The following is a 22957-nucleotide window of genomic DNA, read 5'->3' on the forward strand; positions in this document are numbered from 1 at the left end:
GGCGGCTGAGGGAAAGACGGCCGATGTCATGACGGAACCGCGCACGTCCGAACCGCGCACGTCCCCACCGGGGACGCGCCCGCCTTCACCGCGCACCGGCGGCCGCGGCCGCCTGGTGACCGGTGTCGCCTGGGCCCTCCTCCTGCTGGCCCTGTGGCTGTGGGGGCGGCAGGCCACCGACGGGCACGGGGCCGCCACCCCCACGGCCGGTGACGCCGCCGCCGCGGGCCGCCCCGCCGACCACCCGCTGCCGCCCGCCCACGCCCCGCTGCCCGGCGCCCGCCCGCAGCGGCTCGCCATCGAGGCCGTCGGCGTCCGGGCCCCCGTCGAGGACCGGGGCCCGGTCCCCCCGGGCACCGCCGGGCCCCCGCCCCCCGGACGCGCCGGCACCGTCGGCTGGTACCGCGGCCCCCAGCCCGGCGCCCCCGGCGCGGCCGTCCTCGTCGGAGACCTCGGACGCGGCGGGCACACCGGCACCGGCCGCCCGGCCGCCGCCCTCCACGACCTCACCGCCCTCGAACCCGGCGCGGAGATCACCGTCACCCGCGCGGACGGCACCACCGCCGAGTTCACCGTCGAGGACGTCTCCGTCTACACCAAGGACGACTTCGACGCCCACAAGGTCTACGGGCCCCGCGAACGCGACCGCGCCGAGCTCCGCCTCATCGCCCGCGAGAGCGACGGGAACGGCGGCCGCGCCCACGGCCCGTACGGCGCGAACGTCGTCGTGTCCGCCTACCTGACCGGAGCCGGCCGCTCCTGAGAACGCGCCCCGGCCCCCCGCGCCTCCCGCGGCTCACCAACTGCTCCATCGGGGCGACTTGACACCCGGTCGTCGGCGTACCGCACACCGTGGCCCGGCTCTCTGTGCAAGCATTGAAGGGACCGGTCATGTCCCGACGGGGCGTGGGCAGAACCCCTAATGGAAGTACACCCGAGGGGGAGTGGATGTACGGCAGCTACACCGGCCGCACACGCGGGGCCCGCGCGGCCCTGGCCGTGGCAGGAGCCGCGGCGGGGGGCCTTCTGGTCCTCGCCGGCTGTTCGTCCTCCTCGTCGTCGGCGGCACCGCCGAAGGGCGCGCCACCACCCCAGGCACCCGCCCAGCAGCCCAAGGCGCGTGCACCCTTCTGGGTGAATCCGGAGTCCACCGCGGCCAAGCGGGCCGGTGAGCTCCGGAAGGGCGGCAAGAGCGGGAAGGCCGAGCTGCTCCGCAAGATCGCCGCCCAGCCGGTCGCGGAGTGGATCGGCCCGGACGACCCCGAGGGCCAGACCCGCGGCTACACCGAGGCGGCCGCCAAGGCCGACCGGGTGGCCGTGCTGGTCCTCTACAACATCCCGCACCGCGACTGCGGTCAGTACTCCCAGGGCGGCGCCTCCGACGGCAACGCCTACCGGCAGTGGCTGGACCAGGCCGCCCGGGGCATCGGCAACCGCGGCGCGACGGTCATCCTGGAGCCCGACGCCCTCCCGCACATCGAGGACGGCTGCACGCCCCAGCAGTTCCACGAGGAGCGCTTCGCCCTCCTGAAGGAAGCCGTCGACAAGCTCAAGCAGCTGCCGCGCACGAAGGTCTACCTCGACGCGGGCAACCCCAGCTGGGTGACGCCCGCCGACCGGATGGCCGGGCCCCTGCGCCGGGCCGGCATCGAGCGTGCCGACGGCTTCGCGCTCAACGTCTCCAACTTCCAGACCACCCGGGCCAATAAGGAATACGGCCGCAGGCTCTCGCACCTGCTGGGCGGCAAGCACTTCGTCATCGACACCAGCCGCAACGGCAACGGCCCCCTCAACGGCGCCGACCACGAGAAGGCCTGGTGCAACCCCTCCGGCCGCGCCCTCGGCGAACCCCCGACGACCCGCACGGGCGACCGCCTGGTGGACGCGTACCTCTGGGTGAAGCGCCCGGGCGAGTCCGACGGCACCTGCAAGGGCGGCCCCGGCGCGGGCCAGTGGTGGGAGTCGTACGCGCTGGACCTGGCCCGCAATTCACGCTGAGGGACGGAGCGTTCGATCCTGGCCTGCGGGTCCGCCGGAGGCGGGCCCCACGGCCCTCCGGGGGCGTTTGAGGACACCGCGCGTCAGCGCGGCCGGGGTCCGGGGCGGAGCCCCGGGAATCGGGTAGGGGCGGGTAGGGGAAATCCCCCCGCCTACTCCTCCTCCGCGGCCTCCTCCTCGTCGCCCGCCCCCTTCCCGTCCGTCTTCCCCGCACCCGCCTCCGCCTCCACCTTCGGCACCCGCACCCACACCGCCTCCGCCGGCACCCCCCGGTCGTCGACGACCGTCAGCATGTACCAACCCGGCGGCACCAGCGAGGGGTCCTTCGGCAGCGTCACCGACACCCCGTCCGCCTCGCGCGTGAAGTCCAGCGCGATGGACCGCTGTTCGATGTTGGTGACATGTGTGAACGACCCCGGCCGGATCAGCCGCACCTTCACCAACGGCCGCTTCTGCACCGTGCGGAGCTTCGTCTTCCCGCCCAGCTCCACCGCCCGCGGCGCGGTGTCCTTGATCTCGGGGCGCTTGCCGCCCTGGTGGAGATAGGGCGGGGTGTAGAGGTCGATCTGCTGCTCGAACGTGGCGGGCTTGCTGTTGGCCTTGTCCCCGAAGAGGGAGTCGGAGCCGAAGGTCAGCACCCTGCCGTCGGGCAGTAGCAGCGCGCCGGAGTGGTAGTTGCGGCCGACCAGCGGGTCGGCGACGGCGCGCGCGGAGTCCTTCTTCGGGTCGTAGATCTCGGCGAGGAGGACGTTGGAGTCGCTGCGCCCGCGGTAGTCGCCCGAGCCGTTGGTGGTGAGCACGGTGTCGTCGGGGAGGATGACACTGCTGGGATAGCGGGCCTTGGCGTAGAGGTCGGGGCCGTCGCGGAAGCGCGGCTGCGCGGCGCGCAGGTCGACGATGCGGGTCTTCGCCGTGGACTTCTTGTCCTCGCCGACGCCTCCGCCGCCGAGGACCATGTACCGCTGCTCCTGGGCGGGCGGGAGCAGGACCGACATCGAGGTCTCCAGGACGTCCGGGTCGCTCATGCCCGGCACCTCGGTGAAGTCGTTGCTGGCCAGGTCCCAGACGCCGGGGACGCGGCCCTTGTCGGCCGGGCCGTAACCCGCGTTGGAGCCGGTGTAGAAGATCCGGCCCTTGTCGGTGAGGAAGAGGGCCGGGTAGGTCGGGAAGAACCGCTCCTTGGGGAGGTAGGCCCACTTCTTGGTCTTCGGGTCGTAGATCTCGTTCTTGCCCGGGACGACCTGGCCGATCTCGTCGAGACCGGAGACGGACAGCACCCGGCCGTCCTGGAGGGTGGTCAGCGTGGGGTACCAGCGGGCCTCGTTCATCGGGTCGATCGTGACGTAGCGCTCGGCGACCGGGTCGAACTCGTAGGAGTCCTTGATGCCCTGGAAGTCCTTCTTGTCGAAGGAGAGTTTGTTGGCGATGCCGTAGATGTTCCGGGCGTCGGTGCCCTTGAGGCCGCGGACGCTGTAGTTGTCCGTGAGCCCCGTCTCGTACTCGTGGCCCTTGCCGAGGGCCTCCACATAGACACGGGCGGTGCTGACCGTGACGGTGACCTTGCGGCTCTCCTCGTCCTGCGTCTTCTTGGCGCGGGGGACGAGCACGGGGTCCTTGGACTCGAAGGTCTTGCCGTTCTTCTTGCCGGTGAACCGGGTGCCCGCGGGCAGGGTCATCGGCTTGTCGGGGTCCTCGTTGTGGACGACCATCAGGCCGCCGGCCTTGGTGACGTCGCCGCCCAGCTTCTCGTAGCGCTGGGTGCCGCCGGCGACCAGGAGCTTGCCGTCGGGCAGCTGGGTGTGGCCGGCGCAGAAGAGGTCCTTGGGGGTGGGGATGTTCCGGTAGCTGTTCTTCACCGGGTCCCAGAGGACCGTGCGGAAGGACTTGGCCTTGAAGTTGGCGGCGTTGTTACCGGAGCCGGCGATCAGCAGGACCTTGCCGGTGTGCAGCAGGGCCGCGTGGATGGTGTTGATCCGGTATTCCTCGGGAACGTCGACGACGGTCCAGTGGCCGTTCCGCTCCTTGTACTCCGGCTGGTTGATCTTGTACTCGTGGTACTGGTCGGAGGCGTAGCCCCAGATCGCCGGCCCGTTCATCCCCGCCAGGACGAGCACGACCGCCGACCCGACCGCCATGCGTCGGGTGCGGCGGCTGACACGGTAGCGCCGGTAGTTCATCGGCGGGCCTCCACGGCTTGCTTCGGACGGCGCAGCGTCCAGCACCACGCGAGGATCGGCGCCAGGGTGATCACGATGGCCAGCGATGCCCAGGTGCGCATCGCGACGTGGGTGTGGCCGAGCCAGAAGGACGCCACGAGCGAGCCGCCGAACACCAGCAGGAAGAACAGATGGATGCGGAAGGTGCCGAAGAGGGTGTCGGGACTGGCCGAATCGCCCTTCGGGGTCACCACGAAGCCGCTCTTGCGCCGGAGCACCGCGTCCAGCAGCGAGCGGGCGTAGATCGGCGCGGACAGCGCGGACATCACCATGCCGGCCAGCCCGCCCGAGCCCTCCGGTTCGTGCGGTGAGACATTGTGCCGGCGGTTCCAGATGTAGAGGCCGATCTGGAGGGCCGCGGCATCGCTGTAGAGCATCATCCAGATCTCGGAATTGATCTGGATTCCGGAGGCGCCGAGCCCCAGGAAAAGCGCGCAGCTCAAGGCGCCCAGCATCCAGTTGAGTGCGGTCATCGGATAATAGATGACCATCAGGCTGTAGTTGAGGAATTTCCCCGGGGTGAGGGTGAAGGGCCCTTTCCAGAACTGCTTGATAATGGTTTCGTATGTGCCGCGTGACCAGCGCAGCTGCTGGGTGAAGAAGTCGGTCCAGGCGTTGGGGCCCTCGCCGACCGCGAGGACGTCCGGGGTGTAGACCGAGCGCCACTTGTGACCGGTGGCGGGGTTGCGGTGCCGGTGCAGCTCGAAGCCGGTGGCCATGTCCTCGGTGATCGAGTCGTAGAGCCCGCCGATGCCCTTCAGGGCGCGGATGCGGACGGCGTTGTTGGTGCCGACGAACATGGGTGCGCCATAGCGGTTTCCGGCGCGTTGGATCAGGGCGTGGAAAAGGAACTGCTGGCTTTCTGCGGCCTTGGTCACGGCCGCATCGTAGTTCCCGTACACCTGTGGTCCAACGACAAACGCGATATCGGGGTCACGGAAGTACCCGAGCATCCGTTCCAGGAAGTTGGGCAGCGGGACGTGGTCGGTGTCGACGGAGGCGAAGAAGTCGTAGTCGTCGCCGTGGGCGTCGAGCCAGGCGTTGTAGTTGCCGTGTTTGGTGCGGGCCCGGTGCGGGCCCTTCGGCTGGTTCCACTTCTCCACGCCCTTGCGGGAGAAGTGGTGGACGCCGAGCCGCCGGCAGACCTCCTTGACCTCCGGGTCGTCGCCCTCGTCGAGCAGCCAGACGTGCAGCGGGCCGCGGTGGCGCAGCCGGACGGCCGCCTCCAGGGTGCGGGTGACCATCTCGATCGGCTCCTTGCCGGGCACGAACGAGGTGAGGAAGGCGACTTTGGTGCCGGTCTCCGGGACGACCGGGACGGGGTCCCGCGCGACGAGCGTCGCATGGGCGTTGGATGTGACGTTCAGCGTGCGGAAGAGCTCGATCAGCCCGATCGACACCAGCATCACGCCGTCCAGCACCCGCATCAGCGTGGTGGCGTGATCGCGGTGGGTCCAGTGGGCGGGCTGCATCAGCCACACCAGCAGCCCCACCGAGACGACGGGCGCGGCCCCGAGCAGCAGGGCGCCGAGGACGCGGTGCGTCTCGTCCGCCAGCAGGCTGCGGTAGCGCACCCGGTAGGGGCGGTCGGGATCCGGCTCGGTCAGCGGGCCCGCGAGCCGGCTGTAGTGCTCGTAGTCGAACCGGGGGCGCTCTCTGCCGGGCGGCTGCGACGGCCGTGGCGGCAGGGGCGGCGGGGGTGGCTGGGGCGGCAGGGGCGGTGGCGCCGAGGCCCGGCCGGGGCCGGGCTGGAGCGGCACACCCCCGGGCAGGCCGGGCGGGCGCGGCGGCACCGGCGCCGCCGGTTTCTGGCCGGGCTGCCTCCGGGCGTCGGCAGGCGTGGACGTCATGAGTCATTCCCCCCGCACACATACTGACCGCGTGTGTCAGTCGGTCCATGAGTCCTGGTGGCCCCCCTCGGCCGTACGGACCCAAGGGCACCGGCCCCCCCGGCGCCACCCCAACTCATTGCTCACAGAATGACGTTGGGCGATCGCTCCCGGTTCAGGATCTCCGAACGCGGCTCATGATCGCAAGGGTGAAACAAGGTGTTTACCGGGCAAAGCGGTGCGCTGGTCGGAGAGGCGTACGAATGGGGGTGAAGTGTTCGCGTGTGCCGCAAGAACGAGGAAGACCCCCTCACCAGTGGTGAGAGGGTCTTCCTCTGTCTGTGCGCCGCCAGGGACTCGAACCCCGGACCCGCTGATTAAGAGTCAGCTGCTCTAACCAACTGAGCTAGCGGCGCCTGCTGACAGAGAAAACTCTACCTGATCCTGGCGGGTGCTCCTGACCATCCACTCGGCTGAATCGTGTAAAAAGTGCATTTCATGACATGAAGCTGGTACGGACGATTGAGAAGCTGCTGTGCCCCGGCCCCGAGGGAAGGCGGCTGCGCCGTGCGGACTACGGCATTCACCGAGGGCGCACCCGGCGGCCGCCGCCGGTGTGCCGTCCGGGGCCTGATCATGGCCGCGGTGGGCGCCCTGGTGCTGGCCGGGTTCGGGCCGGTGGGGCCCGTACGGGCGGGGGCGGTGCCGGCGGGGCTCGTACGGGCGGGGGCGCTGCCGGTGGGGGCCCGGCCCCGGGACCCCGGGCCCGTCCTGGACCCTGGGCCCGCGGGCCCGGTGCAGCAGGCGCAGCAGGCGCAGACCGGGCCCGGCGGCGGTGACGGGACGACGGGCGGACCGGCGCCGGCGGCGGCGTCGGGGGTCACGCCCGCCGGTACCGGTACCGGTACCGGTACCGGGGCCACGGGGTCCGGTGAGGCGACCGGCGGGGCGGCCGTCCCGGCCGGTGCCGCGACGGGGACCCCGGCCGACGGCACGGGCACCGGCACGGGCACGGGCACCGGCACCGGCGGCGGCACGGGCGGGGGTGTGACCTCGGTCGCCCTGGAGCAGTCCGGCAGTTTCATCGGCCCGGACCAGAACGCCGTGCCGGCCACGCCGGTCATCCCGGGCGTGGCGCCCGAGACCCCCGGCCGGGACCCGGACGTCGTCCTGGAGGACCCGGCCCTGAAGGACCCCTCGCTGAAGCTGCCGCCGGTCACCGGCCGGGGCACCGAGGAGACGAGGCCGCCCGCGCGGCCGCCGGACGGCCTGACGCCCGAGCCGCAGGGCCCCGGAAAGCCCGCCAGACAGCCACCGGCGGCCCGTGGCCACGACCTGGAGGCCGCGATCGCCTTCGCGCTGGCCCACATCGGCGACCCGTACGTCCTCGGCGGCGTCGGCCCGCGCCGCTGGGACTGCTCCGGCCTCATCCAGCAGGCGTACCGCCGGGCCGGCGTCCGGCTCCCGCGGATCGCGGCGGACCAGTACCGCGCGACGATCCGGATCACACGGAGCGCGCTGCGCCGAGGGGACCTGGTGTTCTGGACGAACAACGGCCGGATCTCCGGAATCCACCACGCCGCGATCTATCTGGGCGGTGGCCGCTACATCGAGGCGCCGCGGCCCGGCCGCAAGGTCCGCATCTCGACGTTCTCGTACTACAACCCGAACCTGTACGGCCGTGTCCGCTGACCGGGACGTCGGCCGGGGCACGGCCCCCGCCCCGTGGGCGCCCTTGCGGGGAGCAGGACAATGGAGGGCGGTGCAGACGATCCTGGAGGTATGTACATGTGCGAGCCGAAGCCGGCTCCCGGCGCGCGCGACAGTGGTCCGCGCCGCCTGAAGCCCGCGCAGCTGCTCTTCGAGCCGCCCGAGGCCGTCGCCGATCCCGAGCACTTCTTCGACCTGGAGTCCATCGAGGACCCGCGTGAGCTGCTGGCCCGCTCCACCGAGCTGGCGCTGGCCTTCCGCGCGGCGGCCGACCGGGCGACCGAGTTCCAGGCGGTGGCCGCCGCACAGCTCGCCGACCCCCGCCGCTTCGACCGGCTGCCGACCGCCGTGATCGCGGAGCGCGCCGAGTGGAGCGAGGACTACACGAAGAAGATGGTCGAATTCGGCCGTGACCTGCTGCGGGGCAACCGCACGGTGGAGTGAGCCCGGACGGGGGCCACGGGCCGGGGGAGGGGCCCGGCGGCGCCCGGAGCGACTCCGGAAGGCCGCGGCCCGGCCGGGAGGAAACGGGGCCCGGACGCTGCCCGGGGAAGTCCGGGGGCCGGGAGCCCGGAGCGGTCCGACAGGACCCGGGTGAGCCGCGGAGCCCCGCGCGGCCGGGGCGGACGGTCCGGGACGGGGCGGTCCCGGGTCGGCCCGGCGGGGACGTCCGACCATGGGCCTTTGGCATATGCGCGGCGGAAGATAGCGCACCACCCGCGCCCGTGTCCCGAATTCCGGTAACTACCGCGAGCGGGCGGGGCGCCGCCCCGGAACATGGGGCCATGAGCTCCTGGCCGCGCGACCCGCGCCCCTCCCTCCCCTCCGCATCGCTCCCCTCCGCCCCCGCCGCGCCCCCCGTCCCCGTCTCCCCGTTCCCCCCTTCGCGCGGCTTCCCCACCGCACACCCCTTCGCCCCCGACCTCCCCACCCGCCCCGTCCCGCCGCAGCGGCCCAGGATCCCCGCCCAGCGCCGTTCCGGCCCGCCCGGACCCCGTACGCAGCCGCCCACCGCCGCGTACGTCACCCTCGCCGGCGCCGACTGGCTCGCGTCGGCCAGCCGTTTCCCGCGCAGCGTGCACGCCCTGTGGGCGGACAACCCCGCAGCGCCCCTGGTGCTGCCCTGCGGCACCGTCTTCGACGTCGTCGGCGTCCCCGCGCTCTTCGGCCGCCGGGTGCTCGACCGCTTATGGGCCGGCGGCCCCGGCTCCGGCCCGGTCGCCGTGCAGCGCGGCCGGCTGCTGCTGTTCGCCGCCCCCGGCACCGCGCAGCGGCTGCCCGCGCTGCTCGGCTGGGAGGAGTGGGCCCGCGCGATGCCCCCGCTGCTGTGCCACGGCACGGGCGACGCGGTGACCGTCCCCCCGCTCTACCCGCAGGGCGAGGAGGAGCCGGTGCCGCCCGCCTCCCGCTGGCTGGTCGCCCCGGAGGTGCGGCACCCCTGGCTGCCCGACGCCGAGGTGCTGCTCTGGGCCTGCGTCCGGGTCGCCCGCGCGGCCGCCGACGCCGCCCCGGCCGGGCCCGCCCCCTCCGCCCCGGCCACGCCGCCCCTCGGCGGGCCGGTCGCCGAGCCGCCCGCTCCCGCCCCTGTGACCAGCACGAGCACGCTTTCGCCCCGCTGAAACGTATGGATTTTCGTTCCGCCGGATCAGGGTGCTAAAGTTTTCCACGTCAGCAGGCGCCGCTAGCTCAGTTGGTTAGAGCAGCTGACTCTTAATCAGCGGGTCCGGGGTTCGAGTCCCTGGCGGCGCACAGACAGACCGAGGGCCCCTCACCACTGGTGAGGGGCCCTCGGTCGTTTTCCCGCGCCCGCTTAGCGGCGCCGGGTCACCCCGACGGTCCAGGACCCGCCCGCCGTCCTGCCCCGTACCGTCACCCGGACCTTGTCCTCCTCCGAGGTCAGGGATTCCCCGACGCCCAGCGGGGCGTCCGCCAGGGCCGGGTAGACCGACTCGCCCCAGCAGGCCTGCCGCCCGGGGTGGCCGTCCAGCACCTGGACGGGGCCGCCGCCGGAGGGCGTGTCGCTCAGGATCCGGTAGACCAGCACGCCCTCGGTGCAGGTGGCGGTGTCGTTGCCGTACGCGGCGCGGGCCTCGATGGCGACGGCGCTCTCCGGGCCCGTACGGACCACCACCATGCGGGTACGGGCGTCACCGCCCGGCAGCATCGGCGTCTCCAGCGGCTGGAGGGTGTGCAGGCTGCTGCCGGGTTCGCGGACGCAGGCCACCTGGGCGGAGGTGAGCCAGCCCAGCTTCCACTTGTGCCAGCCGAAGGGGTCCGAGGCCAGTCCGAACTGGCTGCCCATGAGGTCCCAGTCCCCGACGTGGGTGTCCCAGTCGCCCTTCCCGTCCGTGGGCCGGTGGTAGAGGTCGGGCAGGTCCATGACGTGCCCGGTCTCGTGGGCGAGGACGTTGCGGTCGGGCGGGTGCCGCTCGAAGACGGTGACGACGCGGCGCAGCGCCGTGCCGTCGGCCATCAGGGGGCGGTCGAGGTTGACGACCTTGGTCGCGTCGGAGTCCACGCCCGGGGCGTCCGGGTCGGCGACCAGATAGACGAGGTCGTACCGGCTGAAGTCCACGTCGGCGTCGGCCGCGGCGATGGCGTCCCGCAGGTACTGCGAGCGCTGCTCGCTGTCCCAGTCGCGCTGTATGCGGTACGAGGTGGCCGAGCGGGGCATCCGGAACCAGCGGTTCTGGGGGTGGGCGTGGAGGGCGAAGCGCCCGTAGGAGGCCCGGTCGAAGAAGCGGGTGGTGCCGGGGAAGTGGTCGGCCGCGAGCCGGTCGGGCCCCACCTCGGGGCTGGCGTCCGGGAAGGACAGGAAGATCATGACGGCGTCGAGCCGGCCGGCGGGCCGCGGATAGGCGGGGTTCCAGCTGTCGAGCCCCTCGGAGTGGTGGGCCTGGCTGCGCGGCAGCGCACAAGGGCCGCCGGGACCCACGGCCCGTGCGGGGACCGCGACGACGGTCGTGGCGATCGCGCAGAGAGAGGTCACCACGGCGCCGAAGCGGCGCAGCCGTGACCGGTCCACTCCCATGGGTGTCTGCGGACGCACCACGTCGACCTCCCGGGACGGATTCGGGACACCTCATCCACCCTCAGTGGTTCTGTGGTGATATGCCCTGTTCCGTTACCCCGGTCGAGTGACTAAGCCGACTTCTGGGTACATCACACTCAGTCACTGATGGTCAATCGACATGGCGCCACACAACAGGCTCAGCCAGGGGCGCGCACGGTCGTGCAGAAATGGACAAACCGGAGAAGGCGGCCCGGGTGCTGCGGGCCGGGCCGCTGGAACGGTCCGCAGCAGCGCCCTATGATCGCCACATTTCCAGCACGGATTCCCCGGGCAGGCGGCCGTACGCCCTTGTCCGGCCACGCGTACGAGATCCACGAGACCCTTACGAAGCCAGTGCGGAACGAATGCCATGCGGGAGCGAGCGGTGAGCGGAACCCTCGACGGCCAGGGCGGCATGCCCGGCTCGACGCCTACTGTGGTAACGCAACGTAACGAATCAAGTGATTTCCGTGCCGCCTTCAACGCCGCCCAGCTCGCCATGGCCGTGGTGGGCCGCGACGGCCTGGTGCGTAGCGCCAACCACGCGCTCGGCGAGCTGCTGGGCACCGATCCGGCCCGGCTCGCGGGCGACCCGGCCGCCGACTTCACCGGGCTGCGCGAGGACCCGCGCACCTGGAGCGCGTACCGCGAGGTGCTGCTCGGCCGCCGGGCACGACTGCACTGCACCCGGCGGCTGAAGCGGCACGGGGGCCGCCAGGGCGTCTGGGCCGAGGTGATCGTCACCCCGCTGCCGGACAGCTGCGACACCCTCCTGTCCGTCGCCGACATCAGCGACCGGCGCGATCTGCGGGCCCGGCTGCGGCACCTGCGGATGCACGACCCGGTGACCCGGCTGCCCAACCGCAGCCTGTTCTTCGAGCGGCTGACCACGGCGCTGACCACGGCGGCCGACGGCCGGGGCAGCGGCCGGATCGGCCTCTGCTATCTGGACCTGGACGGCTTCAAGGCCATCAACGACACCCTCGGCCACCGGGCCGGCGACCGGCTGCTGGGGGCGGTGGCCAGACGGCTCTCCGAGTGCGCGGCGCCCGGCGGCCACCTGGTCGCCCGGCTGGGCGGCGACGAGTTCGCGCTGCTGGTCGAGAACTCCACCGGCACCCAGCAGCTCGTCGACCTCGCCGGCTGCGTCCAGGCCGCGCTCCAGCGGCCGTTCGACGTGGCGGGCCACCGGCTGGCGGTGTCGGCGAGCATCGGCGTCGTCGAGCGCCCGGCCGCCGGCACCCACGCCACCGAGCTGATGCAGGCCGCCGACACCACGCTGTACTGGGCGAAGGCCGACGGCAAGGCCCGCTGGACGCTCTTCGACCCCGAGCGCAACGCCCACCGGATGACCCGTCAGGCGCTGTCCAGCACCCTGCGGCCGGCCGTCGAGCGGAACGAGTTCGTCCTCCAGTACCAGCCGCTGGTGGGGCTCGGCGACGGCGTCGTGCGGGGCGTGGAGGCGCTGGTGCGCTGGCACCACCCGCAGTTCGGGATGCTCGCGCCGAACCGGTTCATCGGGCTGGCCGAGGAGACGGGCGCGATCGTCCCGCTCGGCCGCTGGGTGCTGGCCACCGCCTGCCGCCAGGCGCGGCACTGGCAGCTTTCCCACCCGGCCGAACCGATCGTGGTCAGCGTCAATGTGGCCGTGCGGCAGGTGTGGGACTCCGACCTGGTCGCGGACGTGGCGGCGATCCTCACCGAGACCGGCCTGCCGCCGCGCCTGCTTCAGCTGGAGCTCACCGAGTCGGCCGTGATGGGCTCGGCGGGCCGTCCGCTCCAGCAGCTCCAGCAGCTCAGCGACATGGGCGTGGCCATCGCCATCGACGATTTCGGCACCGGCTACTCCAACCTCGCCTACCTCAGCCGGCTGCCGGTCTCCACCCTGAAGCTCGACGGCTCCTTCGTCCGGGGCTTCCACTCCGAGGAGCCGCCGAACCCGGCGGACGAGACGATCGTCGAGGCGCTCGTCCAGCTCGCGCACCGGCTCGGCATCAAGGTCACGGCCGAGTGTGTGGAGAGCGCGGAGCAGGCGGAGCGGCTCGGCCGGATCGGCTGCGACACCGGCCAGGGCTGGTTCTACTCCCGGCCGGTGCCCCCGGACACGATCTCCGCGCTGCTCGGCGCGCCGGGCGTCCGACCCTGAGGGGCGTGCGGCCGTGAGGGGTGCCAGGCGCGGGGAGGCGTCCCGCCCGGAGAAACGTCCTGCCTTGAGAGGCGTCCCACCTTTGAGAGGTGTCCTGCCCTGAGAAGCGTCCCGCCGTCCCCCGTGAAAGGGGGACGGCGGGACCCGCCGGCCCCACCCCCGTAGGAACCGGCGGAGAACAGGCCGGGCCGCCGTGGTCAGGCGCCCGGCAGGCCGTACGCGTCGGCGATGAGCCCGTAGCTGCGCAGCCGCGCCCCGGGGTCGTGCGCGTTGGCCGTGATCATCAGCTCGTCGGCGCCCGTCCGCTTCACCAGCGCGTCCAGCCCGTCGCGCACGTCGTCGGGCGTGCCGTGGACGACGTTGCCCAGCCACTCGTCGACGAAGTCCCGCTCGGCCGGGACGTACGCGTACGCCTCGGCCTCCTCGGGCGTCGGGACCAGACCCGGCCGGCCGCGGCGCAGCCGCAGCATCGCCAGCGCGCCGCTGAGGACCTGGCGGCGGGCCTCCTTCGCGTCGTCGGCCGCGAACGCCTGCACGCCGATCTTGGCGTACGGGCGGTCGAGGACCTCGGAGGGCCGGAAGGAGTCGCGGTAGAGCTGGAGCGCGGGGACGGTGTTGGCCGCGGAGAAGTGGTGCGCGAAGGAGAAGGGCAGCCCGAGCGCCCCGGCGAGCCGCGCGCTGAAGCCGGAGGAGCCCAGCAGCCAGACGGACGGGCGGTCGGCCCGCTGGACGCCACCGGGGACCCGGCCCTGGACGGGGCCGGGCACGGCGTGGATACGGGCGTAGGGGTGCCCGTCGGGGAAGTCGTCGTCCAGGAACCGGGTGAGCTCGGCGAGCTGCTGCGGGAATTCGTCGGCGCCCTCGTGGAGCCGCTCGGTCCGGCGCAGGGCCGCGGCGGTGGCGCCGTCCGTGCCCGGCGCGCGGCCGAGCCCGAGGTCGACGCGCCGGGGCGCCAGTGCCTCCAGGGTGCCGAACTGCTCGGCGATGACCAGCGGCGCGTGGTTGGGCAGCATCACCCCGCCCGAGCCGAGGCGGATCCGGTCGGTGTGGGCGGCGAGGTGGGCCAGGACCACGGCCGGGGAGGAGCTGGCGATGCCGGGCATGGAATGGTGCTCGGCGACCCAGAAGCGGTGGTAGCCCCTGCGCTCGGCGAGCCGCGCGAGCTCCACGGTGGTGCCGAGCGCCTGCCGGGCGGTCCGGCCGCTGCCGACGGTCGCCAGGTCCAGCACGGACAGCGGCACGGGGGCGCTGCCCAGGGCCGTGCCCCGGATGGTGTCGTCCTGTACCTCGGCCACGTGGGGTCCGCCTTCCTCGTTCTTCGGGTGCTTCAGGTTCTTGAGGCGCTTCGGGTGCTTCGGGTGCTTCGGGTTTTTCAGGTGCTCCGGGTCGGGCGCTTCGCGCGTCCACGGTCTTTCGTGGTCGCGCGGAGCCACCCAGGGGGCGCTCGGGAGCGTTCGGGGGCGCGCGGATCCCGGTCTCCGTTGTCCCGTCCCCCGATCACCCCAGCTCAACCGGAGTAAGTCTCCGGTTATTCCCGGCCCACGCTCAGGCCGTCCCCGCCGCCTTTCCGGCCATCTCTTTCCGGCCATGCCGTCACACCCCCTATGACATGGACATATGCCAAGGTGGCGCGGTGCAGGACAGCGGCTCACAGGTCGGCACCGTTCTCTTCAACACCCTCTCCTTAGCGACACTTTCGCCGTTATCGTGGTGAGCGGGACACTCGCTGGAAAGCCCGCAAGGGGGAAACCGTGGCGCTCAAGCCCGACCCGACCGCGCCGTTCCATTCGGTGCAGTACGCACTGCGCGTACTGGAGGCGGTCGTCAAGCACACCGGCGGTGTGACCGAAGCCCAGATCGCGCGCGAGACCGGCCTGCCCGCCGCCCACCTCGCCCATCTGCTGCTGATGCTCCGCCGCGAGGACTATGTGGAGCGGGTGAGCGACGGCGCCTATGTGATCGGTGACGCCCTGGTCCTGCTCGGCTCCGGCGGCGACCGGCAGAAGGCGCTCCAGCGCAAGCTCCAGCAGTCCCTGACGGCGCTGCGCGACTCCCTCGGCGCGGCCGTCTACCTCAGCCGCTACATCGACGGCGAGGTCCGGATCACGCAGTACGCGGACAGTCCGCACACCCCGAAGGTCAACGAGTGGGTCGACTTCCGCTCGGCCGCCCACGCGAGCGCGATCGGCAAGTGCCTGCTCACCCAGCTCGACCACGACGACCGCCGCGACCACCTCGCGCGCCACAAGACCGCCCGGCTCACCTCCCGGACGATCACCAACGAGCAGATCCTCTTCCGCAAGCTCGACGCCCAGCCCGCGACGGTCCCCGTGCTCGACCTCCAGGAGTACGCGGTGGGCACGGTCTGCGCGGCCGTCCCGGTCACGGCCGGGCTCGCGGTCGGCTGTGTCGCACTCTCCCTCCCGCTCTCGCACGCCCACCGGCTGCGCCACGCTGAACCGGCGGGCCGCTCCCCTGGTGCTGTCGATGGCGCTCTGATCACGGCCCCGGAGGCGGGTGGTTACGGGCACCCCTCCGGACCAGGTATATTTATCTCTGTCAGCAGGCGCCGCTAGCTCAGTTGGTTAGAGCAGCTGACTCTTAATCAGCGGGTCCGGGGTTCGAGTCCCTGGCGGCGCACAGACAGGCGAAGGCCCCTCACCCATGGTGAGGGGCCTTCGTCGTTCCCAGGCGCCCGGCGCCCGGTGTGCTGCCGCCCGCTGTTTCCGCCCGATTTTCCGGTCGATGGGGCGCGGGCCGTTGACATGGGGCGGGGGAGGCGTCGGCGGGCGGCGGCCCGGCGACGCGGTGGCCGTGACGTGAAGCGGCGTGTGCGGAGGTCCGGCCCGTAGCATGGGTGACCGGCCGCGCGGAGAACCGTGCCCGGCCCCGCCCCCCGCCAGGAAGCGGAGGACCGTGCCCGGCCCCCCGGCCAGGAAGGAGAAAGCAGATGACGTCGCACCGCCGCCCGACGGCCGTCGCCGCGCTGCTGCTCCTCCTCTCGGTGGTCTTCGCCCCGTCCCTGGCGGTGGCGGCCTCCGCCCCGCTCACGGGTACGGGCGTCACCGCGGTGGCCGTACAGCCCGCCTCGGCGCCCCCCGCCGCCTCCGCGGCCTCGGCCGTCCCGGTCGGCGAGCGGGGTGAGCGCACCCCCGAGGCCCGGCCCGCGGCCGGATCCGGGGACACCGGCGGCAGCTGCCGCCCGCTGGATGTCCCGCTCAAGGGTGCCGAGGCCGTCGCGCCCGCCGGACACGCCGATCCGCTCACCGCGCCGGCCGCCACGCGGGCCACCCTGTCCTCCGCCCCGGCGCCCCGGCCGGGCGCGCCCCGGGCGCCGCCCGTGCCGGTCGCCGGCTGCGCCGAGCTCCTCCCCGTCCTACGGATCTAGGTCCGCCCCGCACGGCCCGCGCACCGGGCCGCGCTTCGGCATGCCTCGCGTCCGTACGCCCCAGGAGCTCTTCTCTCATGTCCCGCACGCCTTCCCGCCCCTCGTCCGGCCCCGCCGAGCGCCCGTCCGGCCAATCCGCCAAGAAGCCGTCCGCCAAGAAGCCGTCCGCCGAGAAGCAGTCCGCGAAGAAGCGGCCCGCCAAGAAGCGGTCGGCCCTCACCCCGCGCCGTCTCGCGGCCGCCGGCGCGGTCCTCGCCCTCGTCGTCGCGCTCGTCGCCGCCGGCATCGCCATCGGCGAGAACTCCGGTTCCGGCACCCGCCACGTCGCCGGCTCCGACGGGTCCGCGCCCTCCGCCGACCCGCAGCAGAAGGTCTACGCCGAGCTCGACCGGGCCGCCGCCCGCCGCCAGGACGGCGACGCCCTCGCCGTCGGCAAGGCCGACGCGCCCGTCGTGCTCGTCGAGTACGCCGACTACCAGTGCTCGTACTGCGGGAAGTTCACCCGCGACAGCCAGCCCGAACTGATCAAGAAGTATGTGGACGAGGGCGTGCTGCGCATCGAGTTCCGCAACTTCCCGATCTTCGGCAAGGACTCCGAGCGGGCCGCCCGAGCCTCCTGGGCCGCCGGCCGGCAGGGCAAGTTCTGGCAGTTCCACGACGAGGTCTACGCCAAGACCCGCAAGGGTGACGCGCTCGCCGAGGACAAGCTCACCGACATGGCCCGCACCGCCGGGGTCGCCGATCTCGACCGGTTCCGCGCGGACCTGAACGGCCCGGAGTCCGAGGCCGCCGTGAAGAAGGACCAGGAGGAGGGCTACTCCATCGGTGTGAAGTCCACCCCGTCGTTCCTGGTGGGCGGGCAGCCGATCGCGGGCGCCCAGCCCCTCGACGTGTTCGAGTCGGCGATCGCACGGGCCAAGGCCGCGAAGCAGGGCGGGAAGTGACCGCGGCGTGACCGACATCGGTTACCTCGCCGCCTTCCTCGGCGGCGTCCTCGCCCTGGTCAGCCCGTGCAGCGCGCTGCTGCTGCCGGCCTTCTTCGCCTACTCGCTGACGAGTCCGGGCCGGCTCCTGGCCCGGACCTGCGTCTTCTACCTGGGGCTCGCCACCACGCTGGTCCCGCTCGGCGTCGCCTCCAGCGCGGCCAGCAGGCTCTTCAACGGCCACCGCGAGCTGCTGATCACGATCGGCGGCTGGACGGTGATCGCGATGGGCGCCGCGCAGATCCTCGGCCTCGGCTTCGCCTCCAAGCGGGCCCAGGCCGCGGCCGGCCGGATCACCCCGCGCTCGGCCGCGTCGACCTTCCTGCTGGGCTGTGTGTACGGGCTGGCCGGATTCTGCGCCGGGCCGATCCTGGGCGCGGTGCTGACCATGAGCGCGGTCGGCGGCAACCCCTTCCTCGGCGGCTCGCTGCTCGCGGTCTACGCCCTGGGCATGGCGCTGCCGCTGTTCGTCCTGGCCCTGTGCTGGGACCGTTTCCGGCTCGGCGGCAGGCGCTGGCTGCGCGGGCGTGAGCTGCGCCTGGGCCGGCTGCGGCTGCACACCACGTCGCTGCTGTCCGGTCTGTTCTTCATCGGCATCGGCGTGCTCTTCCTCGCCTACGACGGGACGACGGGCCTGCCCGGCCTGCTGGACGCCGACCAGGAATCGCGTCTGGAGGAGTTCGCCTCGGCGGTGGGCGACGCCGTGCCGGACTACGCCCTGCTGGCGGTGGTCGCGCTGGCCGTGGCCGGGGTGCTGGCCCGGATCGCGCTCCGGCCGGAGCGCGACCCGGAGGGTCCGGAGGATCCTGAGGACGGCTGAGCCCGGGAAGGCCGGCGGGCCTTCCCGGGTGGGGGCCGGGAAGGCCCTGGGCGGCCGGCGAGCGCCGCCGTCGACGGCGGCCGCCGTCAGAACTGGACGTCGGAACAGGCGTAGAACGCGTTGCCCGTGTCGGCGATCGTCCAGACGGCGAGGACGAGCTGCTTGCCGGTCCGGCCGGCGGGCAGGGTGCCCTGGTGGGTGACGGTGGCGTCGGGCACCCGGCCGCCGTAGGGGACGGTCAGGAAGGGCTGGGTCTCCAGGTCGGCCCTGGTCAGGGGTTTGCGGGGGTCGTAGCCGCTCTTGGTCAGGTAGTAGCGGAAGTCCGTGGTCGCGTGCCGGGCGGTGATCTTCCACCGGAAGCCGAGGCTCTGGCCGGCCGTCACCTTGGTGGCGGGCCACTGGCCCGCGCGCGGGTCGTCGAGCTCGCGGAAGCGGGTGTTGCCTCCCGCGCAGATGGTGCCGTCGGCGGGCCCGCGGGCCGGGAAGCCCTTGGAGCCCTCGACGCTCTGCGGCTCCCACTGGATCTCGCCGCAGTTCTTCACGGTGCCGTTGGCGCAGTACACCTGCCGACTGGTCGGGGAGTCGGTGTAGCCGTGGCCGCTCGCGCCGCCGGTGGAGAGGGCGGAGACGCCGATGATGCCTATGCCGATGACCGCCGCACTGATCTTTTTGCGCATGCTGTCGCTCCTCGGGAAGAACGTGGGGGGTTCTGTGAGCCGAGTGAAATGCGGTCTAGACCAAGTCGGAGGCTAGTACCGGCCGTTAGTCATGTCCAGGCCAACGGTGGGAAGAATCCGGTCGCAGTTCGGTCGCGAGACCTTCACCCGCTCGCCGTTCGGGTGGTCGTTGCCCTGCACCCACGCCCGTGCGGCGGCCTCGTCCCGCCCTCCGGTCCTTTGCCTTTCAAGGAGGCGTCCTTGACGCACTTCGTCAGATGTCTCCAGGTACCAGACCTCGGCCAGCAACCCGCGGGCGTCCCGCCACCCCGGCTCGTCACAGGCCAGGTAGTTCCCCTCCGTCACGACCAGCCGCGCCGTGCCCGGCACGACGTGCCGGGCGGCGACCGGCTCGTGGAGGGCTCGGTCGTAATCCGGCACGTACACCTCGCGGCCGGCCGGGGCATCCTCCGCCAGGACCCGGCGCAGCAGCTCGACGTACCCCCACACGTCGAAGCTCGGCGCGGACCCCTTGCGGTCGGTCAGCCCGAGGCGCGCGAGCTGGGCGTTGGAGAGGTGGAACCCGTCGAGCGGCAGATAGGCGGCGGAGCCGGTCCCGTACCGGGCGTCGACCTCGGCGACGAGCGCCCTGGCGAGGGTGGACTTCCCGGCACCGGGCGGTCCGGCGAGGCCCAGGGCGGCGCGGGGGCGGGTGACGGCGAGGCGCCAGGCGTCGGCGGCGAGTTCGGTGAGGCCCATGGCCTCTAACCAACCAAAGAAACGCCCCGGTCGGCACGGCCGGGGCGTCCTTGGTTCGCTTCGGCTCAGCTCACCACAGCGCGAGCGATCAAAGTCCCGATGTGGTCAGGCTCGGGGGCGCCGAGAACCCACACTTCCGCCTCCTCGAATCCGGCCCTCAGGAGGAGGTTCTCCCACTTCCGGGGCGTGTAGCTGTACCGGTACGTGTACATGGCCCGGCCCGCGAACCCTCCCTTGTACATGCCCTGTGGCCCGTACGCGCCAGGGATGGCCGGAGGCTGGGAGAAGGCGAGCACGCCGCCCGGGTTCAACCGCTCGGCAGCGAGCGGGAGCAGCTTGGCGGGGTCGGCGAACCAGGCCGCCCCGAAGATCGAGTAAATGGCGTCGTAGGTCTCCGTCGTGGTGCTCAGGTGGTCCAGCACGTCGGCGCACACGAAACGCGCTCCCAGTGGTCCCCATCGTTCAACGGTGTTCGCGATCATGATGGGGGAGAGGTCCACGCCCGTTGCATTCACGCCTTGCTGCGCGAGGTGGGCCAGCGCCCGCCCGGTACCGCATCCGATCTCCAGGGCGGTTGCCGGGTCTCCCAGCAGTTCGGATCCTGGCCCGTGCCCGGCGTACTGCGTCCAGCAGAAGACGGGGTCAGCGTCGAACACCTTGTCCTTGGTGCTCTCCGCGAAGGTGTCCCAGAGTTCGCGTTCGCTTTCGATGTCGTGTCGTGCGGGCAACGGCGTTTCCTCTATGTCGGGGCGGGCAAGAGGGTGCCCTCTCCCCTCGTTCGGAGTCCGGGGCGAGGGCACTCTAGTCCCGCGTCAGTGGCTGTCGGGGACCTTGTTGTCACACGGCGAGCAGTCGGACGCGTCCACCGACCACAGCTCCTCATCGACGGTGAAGCCGTTCTCGCGCAGCAGCTCGGCCGTGCGCATCACGGTGCCGTCCCGGCGGCGCTCAATGAGCGGGGCGTGGTGCTTGTACCGCCCGCCGTTGTACTCCTCGCACAGGGCGAAGTAGAGGGGCGTGTCGAGGATGAGCTGATGGACGCCGATGTCCACGGTGTACCCGACGCCCATTCCCACGCCGGGGTTCTCCATGGCTGTGATCAGGTAGGCGATGCCCTGTCCGAGGATGCGTTCGGCGAGGCTGCGGACGGCCACGCTGTCACGCAGCAGCAAGCGAACCTCGCGCTCCCACAGGTCCTCTACCCCTACCTCGGTGACCAGGTGCGGTACTCGTCCCTGCACGGCGTTGAGGATGATGCGCGGATCGCGGGTCCGCGTCCGGAGTGCTGTTGCCACCATGTTCCCTTTCCCTCGATGGAGCGGGGTGGTGCGCCGGAACCCGCCCCAGCCGCCGGCCGTTATGCGGGCGACGGGGACGGGGGTTTCAGAAGGGCACGGGGCTAGGCGCCGTGGCCTTGGTCGCGCTGGCTTCGCTGCTCCGACTCGGCGTAGATCAGCGCATTGATCAGCTTTCGCACGGTGGGCAGGGGCACGGTTCCCAGGAAGACCGACGGCTCGCCGGAGAGGGACGCACGGCCGATGAGTTGCGGCCACGAGTCCCTGTCGCCCACCCGGATGCCCATCTCCGCCAGCACTCGACCCAGCATGAAAGCCGTGTCGTCGGCCTTCTTCTTGCCTGCCAGGAAGGCGTCGGCTTGCTTTGCGGCTGCTCCGATGTCCGTGGTCATGGCGAAGACGCTAGGAACCCGAGGAGGGTAACTGCCAGAAAGTTGCACGCGGTTGCAGAGATTCAGGCTAGGGAGTCGAGGGCCTTGGTGATGTGGGCCCGAGCCTGTGCGCCGTGGACGGCGATTTGTGACAGTTCCGCGAAGGCTTTGAGGTACGTACCGACCTCCCCGGGTGCCGCCACGTTGATCTCGGCCGTCAGCGTCTCGACGGCCACCAGCCCCTCGTCGAAGGCGTAGAACGCTTCCAGGGGCCAGATCCTCCGGCGAGCCCTGAAGGGGATCACCCCGAGTGAGACGTTCGCCTGTGCCATGACCGAGAGAAGGTAGCCGAGCTGACCGGCCATGGCCTCGTCGTCGCACACGCGGTAGTAGAGGACTGCTTCCTCTACGAGCAGGGCGAACCGGTGGTCGCCTTCACGCACGACCCGCGAACGGTCGAGGCGTGCCTTCACCGCAGCCTCGACGTCATCGGGAGTCTGCTGAAACTCCGTGATGGAGCGGAGGAGGCCGGTGGCGTACTCGGCTGTCTGGAGCATCCCCGGTATGAGATTCGAGGCGTACACGCGGAAGTGCCGGGTTCGCTGATAGAGCGGCGTCGTCTTCTGGTGAACGCGGCGCATCCCGTCGCGGTGGATCTGCTTCCACTGGACGTACATCGACTCGGCGGTCCGGGACGCGGCGATCAGGTCGGCCGCTTGTTCCTCGGCTCCGCAGGCCGCGCACCATGACCTGATGTCGTCATCGGAGGGCAGGGTCCTGCCCCGGGCGATGCGCGACGACTTCGACTTGTGCCAGCCGCACCGGGCGGCCAGCTCGTGTCCTGTGAGCCCTGCGTCTCTCCTGATCTCGTCCAGGCGGGACGCGATGGCAGCCCGTGCCGCTTGGGCGCTGGAGAAGGGGGACGAAGACATGAGCTGACCGACCCGGCCCGCGTCAGACCGTGTACTTCTCGTGAGGGATGGCGCGCTCCCACACTGCTTCGAAGGCTGACGCGCAGAGCCTCGCCGTCGCGGCGTCCTCCGTCTGGTCCGTCTGCACCCATCGGCCGTTGCCGTCGAAGATGTTGAACTGCACCACTCGACCGTCGAAGAGCCAGAAGTCATTGCCGGGGAGTGCGAGGTCCGACGCCTGCCGCCTCGGCAGCCAACGGATGTCCTCACCGGCCGCGACGTTGGTGAACGTCCCGGAGTGCTCGAAGCGGATGTAGTCGCTGACGGGCTCCGACACGACGCGGGCACGGCGCATGGTCACGCCCTTGCCCGTGACCTCCTGCACCAGGTCCAGCCAGGGCCGCCACCAGGACTCGCGATCTGCCGGATTGAGGCGGTGCCCCTTCTTCCAGGCCGCGAAGCCCTCGATCTCGTTCTCCACCCCGTACGCGTCGCGCATCTCCAGATGCACTGCCGAGCGCTCTACGGACCGCAACAGGTCGGCAAAGCTATTCAAGCTCTGCGACATCAAGAGCCTCCCTAAGAAGCTGGACCATCCGCTTCGGTACCCGGATCACTGCCTCGTGGTCGGGCTGCGAGACGTCCGCCGCGCAGGCCCTCCGCGTCTGGTCGTCCGCCTCCCAGCCCTGGAGCAGGAGATCCTTCGTGCTCTCGTCGACCCAGACGGCCGGGGAGCCATGATCTCCTGACTCCGGATCTTTCCCGACGAACCGTAGTGCCATAACTACCTCCGTTGTCGAGCCAGCAGCGATCGGTTGCATGA

21 protein-coding genes, 3 tRNA genes and 1 pseudogene are annotated in these 22957 nt (G+C 71.9%); 12 read left to right on the top strand and 13 right to left on the bottom strand.

Going from position 1 to position 22957, the window contains the following annotated elements:
* Window positions 1-28 precede the first annotated feature (28 nt).
* On the top strand, window positions 29-763 hold the full coding sequence (locus tag LUZ64_RS00665) for a sortase domain-containing protein (protein WP_232390290.1): 735 nt from the start codon (window positions 29-31) through the stop codon (window positions 761-763).
* A 185-nt stretch (window positions 764-948) separates the two neighbouring features.
* Window positions 949-1998 carry a glycoside hydrolase family 6 protein gene (locus LUZ64_RS00670; protein ID WP_095582991.1) on the top strand — a complete coding sequence of 350 codons (1050 nt, stop codon included), beginning with the start codon at window positions 949-951 and terminating at the stop codon, window positions 1996-1998.
* A gap of 152 nt (window positions 1999-2150) precedes the next feature.
* Here LUZ64_RS00670 and glxA read toward each other — a convergent pair whose 3' ends face one another.
* From glxA to LUZ64_RS00685, 3 genes are all read right to left on the bottom strand, one after another.
* Window positions 2151-4175, bottom strand: coding sequence for a radical copper oxidase GlxA (gene glxA, locus LUZ64_RS00675; protein WP_232390289.1), 2025 nt, complete (start codon window positions 4173-4175; stop codon window positions 2151-2153).
* Window positions 4172-6064 (bottom strand): glycosyltransferase family 2 protein, encoded by a 1893-nt coding sequence (locus tag LUZ64_RS00680; RefSeq protein WP_232390288.1) that lies wholly within the window; start codon window positions 6062-6064, stop codon window positions 4172-4174. The genes glxA and LUZ64_RS00680 overlap by 4 nt, the downstream gene beginning before the upstream one ends.
* Before the next feature lie 321 nt (window positions 6065-6385).
* A tRNA-Lys gene (locus LUZ64_RS00685) sits at window positions 6386-6459 on the bottom strand.
* A 151-nt stretch (window positions 6460-6610) separates the two neighbouring features.
* Between LUZ64_RS00685 and LUZ64_RS00690 the strand changes: the two genes are divergently transcribed.
* The 4 genes from LUZ64_RS00690 (at window position 6611) to LUZ64_RS00705 (ending at window position 9502) form a co-directional block, all read left to right on the top strand.
* A complete protein-coding gene (locus LUZ64_RS00690) occupies window positions 6611-7735 on the top strand; it encodes a C40 family peptidase (RefSeq protein ID WP_232390287.1) in 1125 nt (374 codons plus the stop codon).
* Between the two features lie 96 nt (window positions 7736-7831).
* Window positions 7832-8197, top strand: coding sequence for a DUF8844 domain-containing protein (locus LUZ64_RS00695; RefSeq protein ID WP_095579552.1), 366 nt, complete (start codon window positions 7832-7834; stop codon window positions 8195-8197).
* A gap of 515 nt (window positions 8198-8712) precedes the next feature.
* The gene (locus LUZ64_RS00700) at window positions 8713-9372 is read left to right on the top strand and encodes a bifunctional DNA primase/polymerase (RefSeq protein ID WP_232390315.1); all 660 of its coding nucleotides are present in this window, start codon (window positions 8713-8715) and stop codon (window positions 9370-9372) included.
* Between the two features lie 56 nt (window positions 9373-9428).
* Window positions 9429-9502 (top strand) — tRNA-Lys (locus LUZ64_RS00705).
* A gap of 61 nt (window positions 9503-9563) precedes the next feature.
* On the opposite strand, the gene LUZ64_RS00710 is transcribed toward LUZ64_RS00705, so the two are convergent.
* The gene (locus tag LUZ64_RS00710) at window positions 9564-10784 is read right to left on the bottom strand and encodes a M6 family metalloprotease domain-containing protein (RefSeq protein WP_095579600.1); all 1221 of its coding nucleotides are present in this window, start codon (window positions 10782-10784) and stop codon (window positions 9564-9566) included.
* 436 nt (window positions 10785-11220) lie between these two features.
* Here LUZ64_RS00710 and LUZ64_RS00715 point away from each other — a divergent pair, with 436 nt between their 5' ends.
* A complete protein-coding gene (locus LUZ64_RS00715) occupies window positions 11221-12951 on the top strand; it encodes a putative bifunctional diguanylate cyclase/phosphodiesterase (protein WP_095579641.1) in 1731 nt (576 codons plus the stop codon).
* A 197-nt stretch (window positions 12952-13148) separates the two neighbouring features.
* Here the strand turns inward: LUZ64_RS00715 and LUZ64_RS00720 are convergent, their stop codons facing one another.
* Complete coding sequence (locus LUZ64_RS00720; protein ID WP_095579642.1) at window positions 13149-14246, bottom strand: LLM class flavin-dependent oxidoreductase; 1098 nt, start codon at window positions 14244-14246, stop codon at window positions 13149-13151.
* A 456-nt stretch (window positions 14247-14702) separates the two neighbouring features.
* On the opposite strand from LUZ64_RS00720, the pseudogene LUZ64_RS00725 reads away from it, so the two are divergent.
* The 5 genes and pseudogenes from LUZ64_RS00725 (at window position 14703) to LUZ64_RS00745 (ending at window position 18142) form a co-directional block, all read left to right on the top strand.
* Window positions 14703-15450 (top strand): annotated as a pseudogene (locus tag LUZ64_RS00725) (IclR family transcriptional regulator).
* 67 nt (window positions 15451-15517) lie between these two features.
* Window positions 15518-15591 (top strand) — tRNA-Lys (locus tag LUZ64_RS00730).
* Window positions 15592-15901: 310 nt separating this feature from the next.
* Window positions 15902-16339 carry a hypothetical protein gene (locus LUZ64_RS00735; RefSeq protein ID WP_095579601.1) on the top strand — a complete coding sequence of 146 codons (438 nt, stop codon included), beginning with the start codon at window positions 15902-15904 and terminating at the stop codon, window positions 16337-16339.
* 77 nt (window positions 16340-16416) lie between these two features.
* Window positions 16417-17283 carry a DsbA family protein gene (locus LUZ64_RS00740; protein ID WP_095579602.1) on the top strand — a complete coding sequence of 289 codons (867 nt, stop codon included), beginning with the start codon at window positions 16417-16419 and terminating at the stop codon, window positions 17281-17283.
* 7 nt (window positions 17284-17290) lie between these two features.
* Window positions 17291-18142, top strand: coding sequence for a cytochrome c biogenesis CcdA family protein (locus LUZ64_RS00745; RefSeq protein ID WP_095579603.1), 852 nt, complete (start codon window positions 17291-17293; stop codon window positions 18140-18142).
* An 86-nt stretch (window positions 18143-18228) separates the two neighbouring features.
* On the opposite strand, the gene LUZ64_RS00750 is transcribed toward LUZ64_RS00745, so the two are convergent.
* The 8 genes from LUZ64_RS00750 to LUZ64_RS00785 all read right to left on the bottom strand — a co-directional run bounded on the left by LUZ64_RS00750 (window position 18229) and on the right by LUZ64_RS00785 (window position 22916).
* Entirely contained in the window at window positions 18229-18819 is a 591-nt protein-coding gene (locus tag LUZ64_RS00750; RefSeq protein ID WP_095579604.1) for a lytic polysaccharide monooxygenase auxiliary activity family 9 protein, read from the bottom strand.
* 72 nt (window positions 18820-18891) lie between these two features.
* The gene (locus LUZ64_RS00755; RefSeq protein ID WP_095579605.1) at window positions 18892-19557 is read right to left on the bottom strand and encodes a nucleoside/nucleotide kinase family protein; all 666 of its coding nucleotides are present in this window, start codon (window positions 19555-19557) and stop codon (window positions 18892-18894) included.
* Window positions 19558-19622: 65 nt separating this feature from the next.
* Window positions 19623-20285 carry a class I SAM-dependent methyltransferase gene (locus tag LUZ64_RS00760; RefSeq protein ID WP_095579606.1) on the bottom strand — a complete coding sequence of 221 codons (663 nt, stop codon included), beginning with the start codon at window positions 20283-20285 and terminating at the stop codon, window positions 19623-19625.
* 84 nt (window positions 20286-20369) lie between these two features.
* Entirely contained in the window at window positions 20370-20855 is a 486-nt protein-coding gene (locus LUZ64_RS00765) for a hypothetical protein (protein ID WP_095579607.1), read from the bottom strand.
* Window positions 20856-20956: 101 nt separating this feature from the next.
* A complete protein-coding gene (locus tag LUZ64_RS00770) occupies window positions 20957-21244 on the bottom strand; it encodes a hypothetical protein (RefSeq protein WP_095579608.1) in 288 nt (95 codons plus the stop codon).
* A gap of 62 nt (window positions 21245-21306) precedes the next feature.
* A complete protein-coding gene (locus tag LUZ64_RS00775) occupies window positions 21307-22155 on the bottom strand; it encodes a helix-turn-helix domain-containing protein (RefSeq protein ID WP_095579609.1) in 849 nt (282 codons plus the stop codon).
* Between the two features lie 22 nt (window positions 22156-22177).
* Window positions 22178-22702, bottom strand: a complete 525-nt coding sequence (locus LUZ64_RS00780) for a DUF6879 family protein (RefSeq protein ID WP_095579610.1) — start codon at window positions 22700-22702, stop codon at window positions 22178-22180.
* Window positions 22683-22916, bottom strand: coding sequence for a hypothetical protein (locus tag LUZ64_RS00785; protein WP_095579611.1), 234 nt, complete (start codon window positions 22914-22916; stop codon window positions 22683-22685). The genes LUZ64_RS00780 and LUZ64_RS00785 overlap by 20 nt, the downstream gene beginning before the upstream one ends.
* Window positions 22917-22957: the final 41 nt, after the last annotated feature.

Source organism: Streptomyces albireticuli, assembly GCF_021228125.1.
GTDB classification, from domain to species: Bacteria; Actinomycetota; Actinomycetes; order Streptomycetales; family Streptomycetaceae; genus Streptomyces; species Streptomyces albireticuli.

Bases quoted from the DNA above. Each gene is read 5' to 3' on its own strand.
- LUZ64_RS00670 (WP_095582991.1), top strand. From the start codon at position 949: ATGTACGGCAGCTACACCGGCCGCACACGCGGGGCCCGCGCGGCCCTG.
- LUZ64_RS00695 (WP_095579552.1), top strand. From the start codon at position 7,832: ATGTGCGAGCCGAAGCCGGCTCCCGGCGCGCGCGACAGTGGTCCGCGC.
- LUZ64_RS00750 (WP_095579604.1), bottom strand. From the start codon at position 18,819: ATGCGCAAAAAGATCAGTGCGGCGGTCATCGGCATAGGCATCATCGGC.
- LUZ64_RS00785 (WP_095579611.1), bottom strand. From the start codon at position 22,916: ATGGCACTACGGTTCGTCGGGAAAGATCCGGAGTCAGGAGATCATGGC.
- LUZ64_RS00775 (WP_095579609.1), bottom strand. From the start codon at position 22,155: ATGTCTTCGTCCCCCTTCTCCAGCGCCCAAGCGGCACGGGCTGCCATC.
- glxA (WP_232390289.1), bottom strand. From the start codon at position 4,175: ATGAACTACCGGCGCTACCGTGTCAGCCGCCGCACCCGACGCATGGCG.
- LUZ64_RS00780 (WP_095579610.1), bottom strand. From the start codon at position 22,702: ATGTCGCAGAGCTTGAATAGCTTTGCCGACCTGTTGCGGTCCGTAGAG.
- LUZ64_RS00680 (WP_232390288.1), bottom strand. From the start codon at position 6,064: ATGACGTCCACGCCTGCCGACGCCCGGAGGCAGCCCGGCCAGAAACCG.
- LUZ64_RS00740 (WP_095579602.1), top strand. From the start codon at position 16,417: ATGTCCCGCACGCCTTCCCGCCCCTCGTCCGGCCCCGCCGAGCGCCCG.
- LUZ64_RS00755 (WP_095579605.1), bottom strand. From the start codon at position 19,557: ATGGGCCTCACCGAACTCGCCGCCGACGCCTGGCGCCTCGCCGTCACC.
- LUZ64_RS00765 (WP_095579607.1), bottom strand. From the start codon at position 20,855: ATGGTGGCAACAGCACTCCGGACGCGGACCCGCGATCCGCGCATCATC.
- LUZ64_RS00715 (WP_095579641.1), top strand. From the start codon at position 11,221: ATGCCCGGCTCGACGCCTACTGTGGTAACGCAACGTAACGAATCAAGT.
- LUZ64_RS00710 (WP_095579600.1), bottom strand. From the start codon at position 10,784: ATGGGAGTGGACCGGTCACGGCTGCGCCGCTTCGGCGCCGTGGTGACC.
- LUZ64_RS00665 (WP_232390290.1), top strand. From the start codon at position 29: ATGACGGAACCGCGCACGTCCGAACCGCGCACGTCCCCACCGGGGACG.
- LUZ64_RS00770 (WP_095579608.1), bottom strand. From the start codon at position 21,244: ATGACCACGGACATCGGAGCAGCCGCAAAGCAAGCCGACGCCTTCCTG.
- LUZ64_RS00735 (WP_095579601.1), top strand. From the start codon at position 15,902: ATGACGTCGCACCGCCGCCCGACGGCCGTCGCCGCGCTGCTGCTCCTC.